The sequence below is a fragment of the Paenibacillus sp. IHBB 3054 genome (assembly GCF_051594305.1).
Taxonomy (GTDB): domain Bacteria; phylum Bacillota; class Bacilli; order Paenibacillales; family Paenibacillaceae; genus Paenibacillus_AQ.
The window spans coordinates 20651-36226 of sequence record NZ_JBOFBG010000025.1 but is presented as its reverse complement, the minus strand read 5'-3'; the positions used below and the strand labels follow the sequence as shown (position 1 = coordinate 36226).

Genomic DNA, 15576 nt, shown 5'->3' with positions numbered 1-15576 from the left:
AACTAATCTTATAAGCAAAACCTTGCTAAAACTATAGTATTGCGTTTTCTTGCAAAATCCTGCGGCTTTGTTGCACGGCGCGCTGCGGCGCATATGCACCGATACGTAAGGACACCCTTATGTATGTATTTTTATGTATTATTTGATTTTGACAAGAACATTTGTTCGGGTTATACTTTTCCAAGTGAGGGGGATATGACCGTGGATATCATGGAGAAACTCGAAATTTTAACGGCTTCGGCCAAATACGATGTGGCCTGTACCTCAAGTGGATCGGACCGCAAAAGTCAGGCCGGAGGCATGGGCAATGCCGTCAGTATGGGCATCTGCCACAGCTTTGCGGCGGACGGCCGCTGCATTTCGCTGCTAAAGGTGCTCATGACGAACAGCTGTGTTTATGATTGCGCGTATTGTGTCAACCGCAAATCGAATCAGACGCGCCGGGCTGCATTTACGCCGGAGGAAATTGCGGACCTCACCATGCAGTTCTACCGCCGCAATTACATTGAAGGCCTGTTTCTCAGCTCCGGTATTATGCGTAACCCCGATTATACTACCGAACAACTGATTGCAGCCCTCCACCTGCTGCGGAACGTCCATAAATTCGGGGGCTATATTCATGTGAAGGCGATTCCCGGTACAGATGAGGTGCTGCTGTCCAGGCTTGGCCTGCTTGCCGACCGGATGAGCGTCAATATTGAGCTGCCCTCCAAGGAAAGTCTCGGCCGGCTTGCTCCGGATAAGAGTAAACAGTCCATTCTGAAGCCGATGGGTCTCATTAAAGAGAAGATTACCGAGAACAGCTCGGATATTGTCAAATATAATCATGCTCCCCGCTTCTCGCCTGCCGGGCAGAGTACGCAGATGATTGTGGGCGCAACGCCGGATACCGATTACCAGATTCTGAACCTCACGGAAGGATTGTACCGGAAGTATGGACTGAAGCGTATCTTTTACTCTGCCTACACCCCCGTGGTAGAGCATTCGCTGCTGCCTTCCCTGGACACCAAACCGCCGCTGCTGCGGGAACACCGGCTCTATCAGGCTGACTGGCTGCTGCGCTTCTATGGCTTTCAGGCCAAGGAGCTGCTGGATGAAGCGTCGCCCAATTTCAATCCGCTGCTTGATCCTAAATGCAGCTGGGCCATCAATCACCGTGAGCAGTTCCCGGTCGAAATCAACCGTGTGCCGTACGAAACGCTGTTGCGTGTACCGGGCATCGGCGTAAGAAGTGCTCAGCGGATTGTAAAAGCCCGCCGGGTGGGAACATTGGACTTTTACGCGCTGAAGAAGCTCGGTGTCGTGCTGAAGCGCGCTCAATTTTTCATTACCTGTAGGGGGAAAATGCTGGAGGGGTTAAAAGTCGGCGAGCATACCCTGCTTCGTTCACTCATGTCCGGCCAAGAGCTGTCCCCGTTTCTACAGCCGCAGTACGAGCAGCTTTCCCTGTTCGATGACACGTATTTGGCAGCCTTGCCTGCAGCGGGAGCGGCAGGACTGAGGAAAGGAGAATCCTCCTGATGTTCAAGACGGCCGCTCTGGCCTATACCTATGACGGCAGCTTTGAGGGCCTGCTATGCTGCGTGTTCGAGAGCTACCAATGGAAAGAAACCCCGCTTACCATACATTCGGAGGGTGAAGGGCAAGGCCTGCTGCTGGAATCCAAATGGATTGAGACCGACAACGCCAAAGCAGACCGCGTGCTGCGCTCCATACCTCTGCGCATCTGTCCTGAGGCCGAAGAACTTGTCCGTTTAGGATTCTGGACATGTACGCCAGACAAGGAACTGCTGCTGCTGAATTTTCTGTATCTCGGCTTCACGCATGGCCGCAAGGTTATGGACATGCTTGCCGATGATACCGTGAACGCCTTGCAGAAGGCGGTACAGCATCTGCGGCGGGAAGGGCATCTTTTTCTCGGTTTTGTACGGTTTTCTGTTTACGGTCCGGTCATGGCGGCGGTGATTGAACCCCGCAACTACGTGCTCCCTGTCATTCAGGAGCATTTCTGCGACCGGTTTCAGGGCGAAAGCTTCATGATCTATGACAAGACCCATAGGATGGCGCTGATCCATCAGCCCGGGCAAGAAGCCATTATTCCACTGCAGGAATGGATACCCCCGGAGCCGGATACGGCTGAAGAAGCCTATCGCCGCCTGTGGAAGAAATTCTATACTGCCATCGGTATTCAGGAGCGCCGCAACGACCGGCTGCGTTCCTCCCTGATGCCCAAGCGCTACTGGAAGCATCTTACGGAAATGGACGGGGGCAATGCGGCTGTACCGGCCACCCGAGCGTTACGGGAGAAGGCTCCACAGCGAATAAAGAATGGAGAGCTACTGAACCCATGATCTGGATTGGTAATTGAGCAGACATTTTGATGTACCCCTAGAAAACCCCTATTTAATGCCGGAATATCCATCCAACCCTGGACGGATGAACAATCCCCTTCTTCCACAAGGAATAAAATACCGTATCAACTGAAGAGGGGTGAGGAATATCCAAACGTTTAGGGCTATCTTAAAAGGAAGAAACGAGGTGCCTCCTGTAAGGACAATCTCTACAGGAAATGCTGTTTTTCGGCTTAACCGTGCCGGCGATAAATTATTATTTAGACTTGTCATCCGAAATATAAACCGGGTAACACAAGCTCATATTCATCTTGGGCGAAGAGGTGAAAACGGTCCTGTAGTGGCCTTTCTATTCGGCCCTTCGAAATTTGGAATTTCAGTACAGCGGGGAGTTATTCGAGGGACTCTGACTCCCAATGATTTAGTCGGTCCTCTTAATGGAAAGAAGATCCGCGATCTAGTCCGTGAATTTGAAAGAGGCAATGCTTATGTCAATGTACACACGATACAAAATCCAAATGGGGAAATCCGCGGCCAAGTTATTTCGTAAATCGAACCGGCTCGCTTTCCACATGCAAACAGGGGATGTCCTAAAAGCCATAAAATGGCTGCTTAAGGCATCCCCTTTTGCTGTATGTATAGAGAGCATGGTTAAGATAACGAATTATCCATCCCAGCGAATTTCCAAAAAAGAAACATCATCACTGGCAACATGGTTATACGACGTTTCAATCATCTGTCGAAGTTCCGCGTTTTCCGGATACCTTTTCCAATTCCTGTACCCTATTAGTCCGTCCGTGAATATTTGTATACAATTCGGTCCAACGGAACCTTTTGCAAGATCCATAGTCAGAATAGAAGGTCCCTCTCCCATAACACCATGACAAGTCGACCAACGGTTCCATTGGGAAAACCCGCTTACTAAGCCTGGAATCTCAGTGCCATGATCGAAAAGACGAATAGCTGTATCTCCCAGCCAGGCTGCGGTGATCTGACCCTTGTTGCTGTCAGCCGTGTAGCTAATCTTCCCGCATACAAATGTAGTCTCGCTGCCCTTCAAGCGTTTCTCCTCCAGTACTTCACGGAAGAGGCCGCCAATATGCGAAGGGAGTTCATAATGGTTGATCATATTTGTAGCCGGGGCGGTCATCTGCTGCAAGCCTGAAGATAACTTGTACTTTACAACTTCGCTATCCGCAGAATTAAAACAATCGGATTCAGACATGAATTGCAGCAGAGAATCCCCTAGGTATTTTGCCGCTAAATTTCCGTAAAAGGACTGGCTGACCCCATCACATACACAGAACAGGATGCTGTCATCCGTTATTTTATAGGTTATATAGTCCTGTCCCATATCATCTCCCTGCCGTGTCTCTCTGGAACGGGCATAGGTGCAGCGTATGGAAAACGGTCCTTCTTGCAGTGACGACAGAGGATATTCCAATCGTTGGTCAATCTGAAATAATCTCATCTCTAGCATCACTGTCCTATCGTATCGGAGTAGACGCAGATATCTGGAAGCCTAAAGACACCATTTCGGGACTGCTGCCAGGCAGCATCATCAGAGCTCCGCTCTGCAGAGTATAAGAGAATTCAGTCATCATCTTACGGTAGCTTTCCGGAAGTGCAGAAGACATGTTTCTGAGTTTAAGCGCATAGTCATCCTTCAGATTCATTCCGGGCAGAATCCCCTTCCAGTTCCGTGGGTCGTTAACAGGCTCTTCGAGAAAATGATCATTTATAAAAATGTTCTCAATAAGCACATTCCCATCAGGCACACTCATCTCCATGATCCGTTTGGCCACCGGTTCGGGATCCTCTCCGGTATGCACGCCGTCAGTCATGTGGCAAATCAATGGAGCCGGACACTTCTGCATAAGGGGCAACTGTTCCAGAAGCAATTCCTCAGCTCTTTGAAACGCAAGTGCTGTATCCGTAAATCGCATGGGTGTAAGCTCTGGCAGCGTCGCCGTCCTGGCAATTTGATCGATCGCCTTGATGCCTCCCAGCAAGTCGTCCACCTCGTCACTGTAAGGAAGAATAGCGATCCGATAACGTGCTGCAATCCGGCTCCCCTTAGTGGAGCGGTAGACCATTTGCTTTATGGTAGAAACCAATGCTTTTTTCACTAAATCTATTCTTCTGACATTATTCATTTCCAACCCCATTGAAGCACTAACATCAATTAGATAAATAATCAATGCCGGAGTGCTTTGCGTAGCCTGAACTGAATATTTTTCCCTGGGGGCTAATCCCCCGGTTAAATCTCCAGTCATTGGTGAAGCTCCATCCTGATTATTGATCATAACCGTCGGTTCAACGATCGGTGTTTTATCGATCATTAATTTAGAGATGTTTTCTAATTGTTTTTTCACTTCGCGCGCACTTTGAATCCTTTGATCCGGGTGCGTTACAAGTAATTTTTTAATCAGCTTCACATATTCCAATGGAACCTCAGGAGAAATGAGTGCAAAGGTAGCGTGAACGGAAGAATAATATTTTCCACCCGTGAGCAGGAAGTAAAGCGTGGCACCCAGTGAATACAAGTCGGTCCGGAAATCCGTCTGCCCATTTTCCAATTGCTCCGGGGCTGCAAACACCATTGTACCTAATGCTACCGTATCCTTTAACTGCCCCTTCTTGAAGGTCCTTGCAATTCCGAAGTCGATCAGCTTCAAATTGTCGTATTCATCCACCATAATATTTGAAGGCTTTAGGTCACGAAAAATCACCGGTTTAGGCTGTTCATGTAAGTAATTCAGAATCTCGCACAGCTGCACGGCATATTTAAGCGCGCGCTGCACTGTTATCGGCGTCTTGTTATCCCCATACATCTCTTCAATCGTGTGCCCGTTCACATATTCCATCACCAGATAACTTCTTCCTTCAGCATCCGGCTCAAAATAATCCGCTATCTTCAGAATGTACGGGTGGGACAGATTGCTGAGAATCCGTATTTCTTCCAAAAAGCTGCTGCCATCGGTTTCAGAATCGATATTGATTTCCTTAACCGCCCAAACCTTACGATTCAATCTGGTATCCCGTACCCGGTATACAGCACCCATGCCACCTCTGGCAATAAGCTCTTCTACCAGATATCTCCCACCAAGAATCTCTCCGTATGTCAACATATTCCTTCTCCTATCCCTGGTTCAGTGCTAATAAGGGCAACGGACATAGTCCATTACCCTTCCTTCAGAAGCTGTTATTTGAATTGGCTCGCATTGTTTTTTATCGCGTTTTCCGTATCTTCATATCCTTTTACTGTTGTATCCAAGAAAGTAGCATAGGAAATAATGACGTTCTTATACTCCTCAAAGCGGGGTTCCATTCCTTTAAATTTCTCACGAATGGTATTGCTTGCATCACTTTGCCAGGTGGAGGCAAGTGCGTTCATCTCCATTTTAATTTCGTCCAGTCTGGCGCTGAGATTTTCATTAATGGATCGGATCGTTCCGGCAGTATTCGCTACCTCAGGTAGAGAAATTTGAATTCCTTCCGTTGACATACATGCAGCCCCCTTCTTTAATTGGTTAATTTCTTAGCAGAATTGATAATTTCACTTTGTGTATCCCGGTACATCTTGGCGCTCAGTTTTAGAAATTCGGAGTATTTAAGGAGCAGATCATACATGTTCTTAAAATCCTCCTCAAAGCCTTGAATCTGGGTAACATATGCCGTATTGTCGGCCCCTTTCCAAGCGGCACCCATCGCGTTTACCTCTGTGAATAACTTCTTGTATTGCGTGGCGTACTCAGACGCTTGACCATCCATCTTCTGTGCTGCTGATTCCAGCCGTGCAGGATCCACAGTAATTTTCGACATTATTTCTACTCCTTTCTGATTAAAAAAACATAAAATTTATATTAACATCAGCATGGAGCCGTTACTTAATCCCAGCTCCCTTGCCGATAGGTTAATATCAAGCACTGTAGCGGTCTCTTTATCGCAAATGACGGTATCTTCTGATCTGATATAGACCCCTCCCGACAGCTCCATGATTGCAGCTGCCAGCAAGCCTTCGATCTCGTGCAGACGAAGATCCAAAGGAATGATTACATCGTGTATCTGGCTGATTGCCGGAATATAGAGCTCAATAATGATCTTATCCAACGGGGACCTCCTCCTCCACGAGCGCACTGGCAGACAGAAGTTTCACCAGAACAGCCTTCCCGCGATGTACCACGTACCCGAAGTCGTCCCCAATCTCGCGGTACATCTCTTGGCTGAATCTGGCCGGCTTCATGTGGTACTGATCGGTAAAACCGTCTCCAATCCATATACCCTCACCTCCAGCCACATGCTCTTTAAACCAAGCTTCATAGGAGAATGTCGCGATATTAGCAGCCCGTTCAGCCAATATAAAATGAACCTGATAGGCGGCGCTCCCTTTCTCAAGCAGAACTTTCCACTTATCCTTGGCATCTACGGAGAGCCTGGACAGCAAGGCCGATACCGACAGCACAATTACCGTCAGTTTATTGAATACAGGAACCGGCTGGCCTGCAGCAAGTGCATCCTTAAAGGCGTTATTCCGCAGCACCAGCATATTGAACAATTCAATAACTGCCCCCTCGGCAGCATCGCTATGGTCATTGATATAGCGGTACTTCCTCTGAAAGTCTTCCGTAAACTGTCTATTGGCATCTAGCACCAACAGCTCCGAATCAGAAGAGCCTTGCTCGGAGAGCACCTCGACCAGGCCCTGCATGAAAGTAGTCATATCATGATCGCGGGAAGCTACCAACTGAATATAGCTTTGGCTGAGTTCCATATAGGAGACCTTTAGGCTGTCTTTCTCCACCCCTACAGGAATCAATCCGTCCTTCCAGCGATGAATATCTTTCTTGAGGAAGGCAAGATCCACCTTGTCCGGCAATATCGGGATCTGTTCAGCAGGAGTTCCCGTCCATTGCTTCGCATAGCTGCTGCAGCTGCTTCGCAATTCATTCAGCAGATTATTGCCATTTGCCTGAATATGGGCCAGCTGAAATTCATAGACGTTATCTTTCTTGAAGATGCCCCTGCCCTTCAATTTGGAAGGGTACACGCCCCCCACATTGCCGAGCACACCGGAATAATCGGATGGATCATTCAGCTGGAGCACGTAGAGCTGCTTGAAATTCTGCAAGGTTTTGTACCGTACAGCTCCCGTATTAAGTGCAGTCAGCATAAAATAAATCCCATACTTCAGGCCTTCTCTGCTAAGCAGCGAGATCATCTCTTCCTTGCCTTCAAAAAGCTCAGTAAATACAGAATAGTTATGAATGATGACTAATATAGAAGGCTCCTGTTCCGCAGATACGCGATTATAAGAACCGAAGTCACCCCCATACGGTGAGAATATTTTCTTTCTTTGTTCTATTTTTTGCTGAAGCATCTGGAAGAGTTTATTAACCCTTTCACTGTCGTGAGAGAAGACTACATCACCCACATGCGGTGCTTCTGAGAAGGCTCCCAGCGTTTCCGAACCGAAGTCCAGAATATATATATTGATTTCTTCGGGTGTATACTGCTCTATCAAGGAGAAGATGAGTGTCGTCAGAAAGACTGTTTTGCCACTTCCGGCCGTACCATACACGATTGCATTGCCGTCCCGGGAGAGCGGAAAGGTCATGGGCAGCTGCCTCTGGTTCACCGGATCATCGACCTCGCCGATTACAGGATTAATCTCACCATAAAATGAAGGAGAGTTAGGGTACTTCTTCTTCAATTCATGCAGATAAATCACAGCAGGAATCGGCTCCAGCCACAGCGGCCGGATCTTGATGCCTTCTTCAATAGCAATGTTGGAGAGATACTCATTAATCTTGCTAATCTGCTTCTCCGGATTGGCCTGTCTGATTTTTCGTTTATTCACAGCTGTTTGCTTTACAATACGGCCCAGCGTATCAATTATCGTGAGGTTCTGATCCGGTGTACGTTCCATCCGGTCCGATGGCTCATACGGTGCGCCGGCCCATGCAGATTGCCCTAGTTCAAACAGCTCGTTAAAGCCTACCTGCACATAAAATCTGCCAGTAACGGACAATTCGGCGGCATCCGGTCTTTTGATTACATCCATACTGTCGGCCCGCTCCTGGACCTTCAATGAAATTCGGAATTTGCTATTGCTCCAAATTTGGTCGTCTACGACTCCCGCAGGCTTCTGTGTGGCTAGAATCAAATGGATGCCCAGACTTCGCCCGATCCGCGCAGCACTTACCAGCTGGTCCATAAACTCCGGCTGCTGGGTTTTAAGTTCGGCAAATTCGTCAGAAATGATAAACAAATGCTGAAGCGGTTCGGATACCTGCCCTTCCCGGTAAAGCCTTTGGTATTTATAGATATCAATGTTGCTAAGACCAAGCCGGCTATGAATATCCTGAAATATGGACTGGCGCCGTTTCAGCTCGCTTTGGATTGAAATCAGCGAACGCTTTACCGCAGCACCGTCCAAATTGGTAATCGTTCCTGCAAGATGAGGAAGGCTAGAGAATGCGCTTGCCATCCCGCCACCCTTATAATCGATAAGGATAAAGGCTACTTCATGAGGATGATAATTCACTGCCAGTGATAATATAAAGGTCATGATGAATTCACTTTTACCCGAGCCTGTCATTCCGGCAATCAATCCATGTGGACCATGGAATTTTTCATGCAGATCCAGTTGAAATAAGGCTCCTGTGGTATCCACACCAATGGGAGTTCCCAGTGACAATACCGGATCGTTATCCTTCCAACGGGTTAAGGCGTTAAGATGCTCTATCTTTCCGACGCCAAACATATCAAGGAAGGTTAACATATCAGGCAAATTATATTTAGATCCTGATGTGTCTAGCTTGATGTTAGCCAGACGGACAGCAAGCGCAAGCTCGTTACGGATCTCATAAGGATCAGGGCGGAAAGATACAGCTTTGCCGGAAAGATTATCTTTGTCAAAAATATTAGAATCTTCACCATCGCACTCAATCACCATGGAGCACTCTTTGGGAAGATGCATGAGCTGATCATAAAGATGCAAAATACTGAATCCAAGGTTCTTTTTCTGCTTTAATATTCCGTTGATTATTTCAGCTTTGCCCGCCAGTTGCTTGTCCGCAGCTATAATGACGTAATACGGCGACAACTCCCGTATTTCTTCATCAGATGAGAGCATTTCCCGGGCGGACAGCTCTTTTTCCAAATAGGTAGACAGTTCCTTCACTTCATTTAGCTCCGTTGCGACAAATCGCAAACTGCCCTCTTCATTCCATACATGCGGCAGCCATTTCACAAATCCCCAAGTATCTTGTTCTTTTGTATCATAGAGAAAGACGAGCTTTAGTTCATCATAGCTGTGAAGTGCGGTAAGCTGCAGGATCAGCTGTTTCGTAAGCATAACGGCGGCTTCCCTGGTGCCGATAATTCCCGCTATCCAATCCTCTGTCAATAACAGCGGCAACGGCACATTTTTCAGGAGCTTCGGTTCTTTGATGAACTCTTCTAATTCCTTCCGCAATTCATCTTCATCCAAGCTGAATCTTATTTCAGGATGCTTAATTTCTGCCTGCAGGTTAACGGTTCCCAGTCCCAGTCTAAGCGATAAAAAGTCATTATGTCTGCGGGTTCGCTCCCATAAATTACGCTTCTTTTGTTCTATGCGGCCAACACAATCTTCTACAGTCACTAGATTCTCATGTAAAATATCGCTTTGATAGGCACACTCATCCGCAATTTTTTGCCGGAGCTCTTCCAAATATGCCTTGTATTTCACATTTCTCTCCTGATTGCGCCGGCTTCTCCGCTTGCTCTCATGTCTTCTGGCCAAGATAGGCCATAATATTGTACCCAGCAGCATGCTCATAGACATTACAAGAGTAGGCATTGCGGTTCTGACATTGCCCCCGGAACTCAGTGCATTCTGGAGGGCAAACAACCCTGTGAAAAGTGAGGCCATCCCCATGGTGATGGACGGACCCAGCATCAGCATAAGTGGCAATTGTTCCATATTGCCGAGTGAAGGTGGAGGATCAATTACAAATTCCGCCTGCTGAATATCCCGCTTAAACCGTGGAGAACGGTAGAAGAATTCAGGGGAGACAGCGATCTCCTCCAGCTCCTCCTCCTCAACCACAGCTGCTACCTGCTTAACATACGGCTGAAACGCAGCTCCTTTGATTTTAAGCTGACCGTCCGGATTGTTCACGGCGATAAAATCGGGGCCAATAATAATTTTGAGACCGATAATATAGACGACATCTCCTAGCTTCAGCACCTTGTTAGTGACCCGTTTCCCGTTCACAAACGTTCCGTTTGCGCTGCTCTGGTCTTGAATCGTCAGGGTAGAGCCGTTGATCAATAGTTCAGCATGAAGGGATGAGGTATACTTATTGGCATAATGCAGATTACAATTCTCTGCCCGTCCAATCGTTATTCTGCTGTTTGCCTGAAACTTCAGCTTCTTAAAGGTGTTCCTGTCACGGGAGACAGGCTCGGAGAAGAGCACTACATACTCATTCGTTCGGATGAGATGAATAGAGTACATGTTCATGGGTTCTATGGCAATTTCCTTAATGGTGGACTTGTTGCTGTCCAGAATAACGGCCTGTTTATTGGACTTTAGAATCCATTTCCCCTCAATGCCTTCAATGCTGATAACGTTCTCCTCATAATTCTGTTCATTTCTCTGGGTGATCCAGTATTGTCCCTTCTGTTTCTCGGGAAGAACACAAGTATAGATGACCGTGTCTTTAAGCAGTGATAGCTGCATACGTATCTTCACCCCCTATTCAAACCCACCAAATAGCCGGCACTAACTTCCTGCAGGAATACTATTTAATGAACACTGGATCAAACATGGCAAATTCCACTTTAGAAGCGCCGAGACTGCTTATTGCAAATGTAATCTTATCCACATAACGAAGCGGCACAATTAAATTTTGCGGTTCTTGAGTGGACGAGTATGTATACGATCCGTATAAGGTCGTTTGCCCGCCTTTATCTGTAAGATAAACATCTACCGTGACCGGCTGCGTGCTGACGCTTCCTAGCTTATGCTGAATTAGAGCCGCTTTCGCATTAAACTGTCTGTACTTTTCATCCAGTTGATAGGTAATCTTTGCTTGTCCCTTGCTATCCGGAGTATAGTCTCCAAGCATCGTATAGATATAATTCAAATGGGTGGTCCCGTTCTGCTCTTTAATCACAGTGCTGCCGTCGTACATAATACTGCTCTCTGCGTTCGTATTAACCACTTCAGGAGCTCCGATCAGGAAATCGTTGCCTGCCTCAATCGTGCCGGTGGTTGCGTAAACCTTCTTGCCCGTTGAATTTAAGATTACAGTCTTCCCGTCACGGGAACGCGAAGGTTCATAACCCAGCTCAGGCAGCATATAGCTGGGAAAATAAGCGTAGCCTTGGAATGTAAAAGGTTTATTTTTACTATTCACCGTAATCTTCGCGCCATCCACCTCAACACTATTAATATTGAATAGGGCTCCCTTTAAATCTGCCGCAAATACGGTAACACCTCCGAATAATAATCCACCGCAGATAAAGCCTGAGATAAACTTCTTCATATCTATTCCTCCTAAATGTTATATGTACTTTTGTATAACTACTCTCCTGTAAGCTCTTTTAGCATGCTTCGTGCCAGCTTGTTATTGCTATCCAGTGCTTTTAGTTGTTTAGCTAGACGGATAACCTTTTCCGTATCATCTTCAACGTTGTAGGCATAAAGAATGTTATCCTCCAGCGCTTTGATTTTTTGCTTCTTCGCTACTGATTTGGCGGTTGCCGCCGGTTTAGTTGTCGGCTTCGGTGTTGGTTTGGCTGTTGGTTTAGCTGTCGGCTTTGGCGATGGTTTAGCTGTCGGCTTTGGCGTTGGTTTAGCTGTCGGCTTCGGTGTTGGTTTAACCGTCGGCTGGGCTGTCGGCTTCGGCGTTGGTTTAGCCGTCGGCTGGGCTGTCGGCTTTGGCGTTGGTTTAACCGTTGGCTTAGCTGTCGGCTTCGGCGTTGGTTCAACCGTCGGCTTAGCTGTCGGCTTTGGCGTCGGCTTTTCCGTGGTTACGGGCGCCAGAGCAGCCGCCGACGGACTGGCGGCAACCGTTGGCTGGGCTGTTGCCGTTGGCTGCACCGTTACTTGAGCGGCAACGTCAGCAGCCTCATTAGAGGGCTCCGATTCGCCCATCATTCCCCTTACAGTCAGACTGCCGCCGAGCACAATAGCTGCCGCCAATGCAATCAGCATTCCGAGCCGCCATTTCTTGCCTGCCGGCGGGCGCAGTTCTTCCTGTTCCGGCGCAGTTTCTTTCGAATGCTGTTCAGCCAGCAGAGACTGAATCACCTGTATGGAAACTTCGATTTCATGGCGGACAGAGGAATCAGCAACGGGACCGGCAAGCAATGCTGTGTAAGCCGCCAAGGCTCCTTGTAAATCCCCTGAACTTTCCAGCATTCTTGCTCTACGCAGCGGCGCTTCATCCCATTCTGACAACTCTTCCATTGGAGTCGGACGAAGAACGGATGGGAGGGCCGTTGAAGTCATTGTTCCTTCCGCCCGGACCTCTTCGGAGGAGTCCGTGTAGCCAAGGCTGACCGATGATAAGGCAATATACCATTCTCCGAATGCTGGACATTGATATAGCGCGTCACTTTCCCATGCTTTACGGAAAAGACCCGCAACCTCGCCGCCGTAATTTTCAGTCAACACTCTATTAATTAAAGCTACTCTATCCTGATCATTCTCCATCAACCCGGGGTCAAAATAACTTTCACCCCATGCCGCTTCCCGAATCTCCGGATGGAACCATGCCAGCATCTCCGCGAGCAGGATGCTGCCGGAATAACGATCTGCATACTTGTTCCAAAGATGCTGATAATCACTTCTCCCGGAAGAGTATCCGGGTGATCCCATCGTCATATATTCGGGTCTGTCGAGATGGACTGCATACATGTGCTCTATGTCGATCAGCTGAATGCATGATTTGACTAAGGGGATAATCTCATGCAGGAGTCCGGGAATCATAACGTTAGAGCCTGATAAATCCCCATGCGCCAGCCCGCGCTGCTCCATGAAAGATAACACTTCAGCCAAGGACCTGGCGGTATGAAGCGCCGTTTCTTGGGAAATATCTTTCTTTTCCAGTATGAGATCCATCCAGGTCGGACCATTGATCCATGGCATAAGAACAGCATACAGCAGCTCCGGGTGACTTCCCAACAGTTGTACGTCCCGCTGAGGAATCAATACATCCCGTTCACAGACCTGAAGTCCATCAATCTTTGAAAAGGCCGCAAGCTGCTCTGACAAATATACATTAGAAGGCTGCCGGAAGACGGGTTTGAATACTTTCAGCGCTTTGGAAATGCCGTCTTGAATGCTGGTGAGTTTATACACCGTACCTTGCCTGCCCTCTTGGCCATATGGGATCTCACTCATGAGCGGATGCCCCTGAATAACATAAACCTTCCCATCAATCACTAATTCTTCATTGGTTTCTGGATTGAATGCCATCTCCTTGCATCCTTTCTACATGCGGTTCAATTCGCTGATAACCGTCCTGTACCGCCGTTCACAGCCAAATTTCCTCAGCACTTTGAGCGCTAACTCCGATTTTGATAAATACATAGGGTAATGTCCGGTCCCCGGAAACGATATGAAAAATGGGAGTCGTCTGGCGCAAATAATTGCTCTCCATATAGTGGAGCAGCTCTCCATAAGCGGTCTCCGTACTTGCTTCATAATCGGCAAGATCACAAGTAGAAATCATCCGGTCGATGCAGAAATAACTGTGGAAATGCATATCTTCTGTCACGTCCAGATAATCCTCTTGGATAGGAATAAAAAATTCAGCATGCATCAATTCATCCAGTGGAATATTGTTTATAGAATAGAATAAGGGACCTTTAATCGTAGCCTTAAGCTTGAATACATCACTCATAAAATCGGATAGATGCTGCTCCAGATCCTTATAGTAGAAATGATACTTTCTGGAGATAACACTGGTGTACTTTATCGAATCCTTTGGATTTACCACACTATCCCTCCTTAATGACCGGAGCAAAGATATCAATAATTCCATCCCCGTAGACATCCAGATAGATATTGTAAAAGGGTTCCTTAAGCTTTAACTGGTAGGATTCGGCGCATGACCGCAGAACAGCGTATGACTCTTCGATATCCTCGTCGAGATCAGCGTGTCTGAGCAGCAGCCCGTCTGTAAAGTTCAAAGTTTCCGTAAAGTGATAATCCTCATTCCCCTCCATCTCTACAGGTGCATTAACAGGAATGTAGAAGGAATAGTCAGCCTCCCCTACGTCCAAATTCAGATTGGAAACTTGATAAATTATCGGACCTGTACCATATAAGCCGCTACTTACAACGGAATTACGAAGCTCTCTGGCCAGCTGATGCCATTCCTCTATTTTGCAGGTTTTGGTACAACTGATGACGTTATGGAATATAATCGGAGTCCGCTTTATTTTCATGCCTTGTGTCCCCCCCGTGGCTTCTGCTGCTTCGATTTACGCTGCTTGGGTGGTTGGATATGAAAAGATTGGAACCGCCCTTTGCAGTATGCCAGCAGGATGAATTCAGGCCAGGCCATGGCAATGGCATACTGAAGAACTACACAAAGCACCAAGGCAATTACAGGCTCAAAGGATGTATAACTGCTGTTATCCGCGAACATCCTAGGCACAAATCCGGCAATAACGGCTCCGAGATAAATAACAGGGAAACTTATGTACGACTTGGACCCTCCAAAATTATATAATCCTTTTTCGCCTCTTCGTAAATGACCCTGTTTTACCCGATGTACTGCCCGCCAGGTGGAGAGGATCAGAAAAAGAATTCCGCCTAACAACATCAGCAGACCGAGTGATGTCATGAACGGCTCCGCTCCCCTGTCTTCACACATAAGAAAATAAACCAAATAGATCTCAAGCGAAAATTTCAGGGAAATGAAACATAGTATATAGGCCTGAATTTTTTGATATTTGTAGGCCAATTTCTCATTATAAAATAAAAGCGCAGCCAGCAAATGGAATGCCCAGAGGACTATGTCTACAATTAAATAAATCATCCATCTCGAATCGGTGTTATCACCATAGAGGACCGCATTAAGCGAAACCGCGATCATTACAGCACTGAACACTAAGGTAGCTATAATAAATACAGATACACCATCAGGACGCAAGCGTTCACGCGCGGCTTCCTTTATTTTAGCGAAGTACTCCTCGTTATATTGCTTTAACATGTGAG

At 47.2% G+C, this 15576-nt stretch carries 14 protein-coding genes and 1 pseudogene; 3 read left to right on the top strand and 12 right to left on the bottom strand.

From position 1 onward, the window contains the following. Positions 1–210: 210 nt before the first annotated feature. The 3 genes from ACQ76X_RS23290 to ACQ76X_RS23280 all read left to right on the top strand — a co-directional run bounded on the left by ACQ76X_RS23290 (position 211) and on the right by ACQ76X_RS23280 (position 2901). The gene (locus ACQ76X_RS23290) at positions 211–1521 is read left to right on the top strand and encodes a putative DNA modification/repair radical SAM protein (RefSeq protein WP_438496171.1); all 1311 of its coding nucleotides are present in this window, start codon (positions 211–213) and stop codon (positions 1519–1521) included. Beyond that, complete coding sequence (locus tag ACQ76X_RS23285) at positions 1521–2351, top strand: TIGR03915 family putative DNA repair protein (RefSeq protein ID WP_438496131.1); 831 nt, start codon at positions 1521–1523, stop codon at positions 2349–2351. The genes ACQ76X_RS23290 and ACQ76X_RS23285 overlap by 1 nt, the downstream gene beginning before the upstream one ends. Before the next feature lie 148 nt (positions 2352–2499). Continuing rightward, positions 2500–2901 (top strand): CHRD domain-containing protein, encoded by a 402-nt coding sequence (locus tag ACQ76X_RS23280; RefSeq protein ID WP_438496170.1) that lies wholly within the window; start codon positions 2500–2502, stop codon positions 2899–2901. Positions 2902–3015: 114 nt separating this feature from the next. Here ACQ76X_RS23280 and ACQ76X_RS23275 read toward each other — a convergent pair whose 3' ends face one another. The 12 genes and pseudogenes from ACQ76X_RS23275 to ACQ76X_RS23220 all read right to left on the bottom strand — a co-directional run bounded on the left by ACQ76X_RS23275 (position 3016) and on the right by ACQ76X_RS23220 (position 15571). Further along, positions 3016–3822, bottom strand: a complete 807-nt coding sequence (locus ACQ76X_RS23275; RefSeq protein ID WP_438496130.1) for a hypothetical protein — start codon at positions 3820–3822, stop codon at positions 3016–3018. 16 nt (positions 3823–3838) lie between these two features. Next, the gene (locus tag ACQ76X_RS23270; RefSeq protein ID WP_438496169.1) at positions 3839–4627 is read right to left on the bottom strand and encodes a vWA domain-containing protein; all 789 of its coding nucleotides are present in this window, start codon (positions 4625–4627) and stop codon (positions 3839–3841) included. A 108-nt stretch (positions 4628–4735) separates the two neighbouring features. Continuing rightward, positions 4736–5482 (bottom strand): annotated as a pseudogene (locus ACQ76X_RS23265) (serine/threonine protein kinase); the annotation flags it as partial. 74 nt (positions 5483–5556) lie between these two features. Next, complete coding sequence (locus ACQ76X_RS23260; RefSeq protein ID WP_038584744.1) at positions 5557–5859, bottom strand: pore-forming ESAT-6 family protein; 303 nt, start codon at positions 5857–5859, stop codon at positions 5557–5559. Positions 5860–5876: 17 nt separating this feature from the next. Beyond that, positions 5877–6176 carry a WXG100 family type VII secretion target gene (locus ACQ76X_RS23255; protein WP_038584741.1) on the bottom strand — a complete coding sequence of 100 codons (300 nt, stop codon included), beginning with the start codon at positions 6174–6176 and terminating at the stop codon, positions 5877–5879. A 36-nt stretch (positions 6177–6212) separates the two neighbouring features. Then, complete coding sequence (locus ACQ76X_RS23250) at positions 6213–6464, bottom strand: methyltransferase (protein ID WP_438496129.1); 252 nt, start codon at positions 6462–6464, stop codon at positions 6213–6215. Next, the gene (essC, locus tag ACQ76X_RS23245) at positions 6457–11082 is read right to left on the bottom strand and encodes a type VII secretion protein EssC (protein ID WP_438496128.1); all 4626 of its coding nucleotides are present in this window, start codon (positions 11080–11082) and stop codon (positions 6457–6459) included. Before essC ends, ACQ76X_RS23250 begins: the two co-directional genes overlap by 8 nt. A gap of 61 nt (positions 11083–11143) precedes the next feature. Beyond that, a complete protein-coding gene (locus tag ACQ76X_RS23240; RefSeq protein WP_438496127.1) occupies positions 11144–11890 on the bottom strand; it encodes a hypothetical protein in 747 nt (248 codons plus the stop codon). Positions 11891–11928: 38 nt separating this feature from the next. Then, positions 11929–13827, bottom strand: coding sequence for a hypothetical protein (locus ACQ76X_RS23235; protein WP_438496126.1), 1899 nt, complete (start codon positions 13825–13827; stop codon positions 11929–11931). A gap of 58 nt (positions 13828–13885) precedes the next feature. Further along, positions 13886–14350 (bottom strand): DUF5085 family protein, encoded by a 465-nt coding sequence (locus ACQ76X_RS23230; protein WP_438496125.1) that lies wholly within the window; start codon positions 14348–14350, stop codon positions 13886–13888. Position 14351: 1 nt separating this feature from the next. After that, a complete protein-coding gene (locus ACQ76X_RS23225; RefSeq protein WP_438496124.1) occupies positions 14352–14801 on the bottom strand; it encodes a DUF5085 family protein in 450 nt (149 codons plus the stop codon). Beyond that, positions 14798–15571, bottom strand: a complete 774-nt coding sequence (locus ACQ76X_RS23220; RefSeq protein WP_438496123.1) for a hypothetical protein — start codon at positions 15569–15571, stop codon at positions 14798–14800. The genes ACQ76X_RS23225 and ACQ76X_RS23220 overlap by 4 nt, the downstream gene beginning before the upstream one ends. Positions 15572–15576 lie beyond the last annotated feature (5 nt).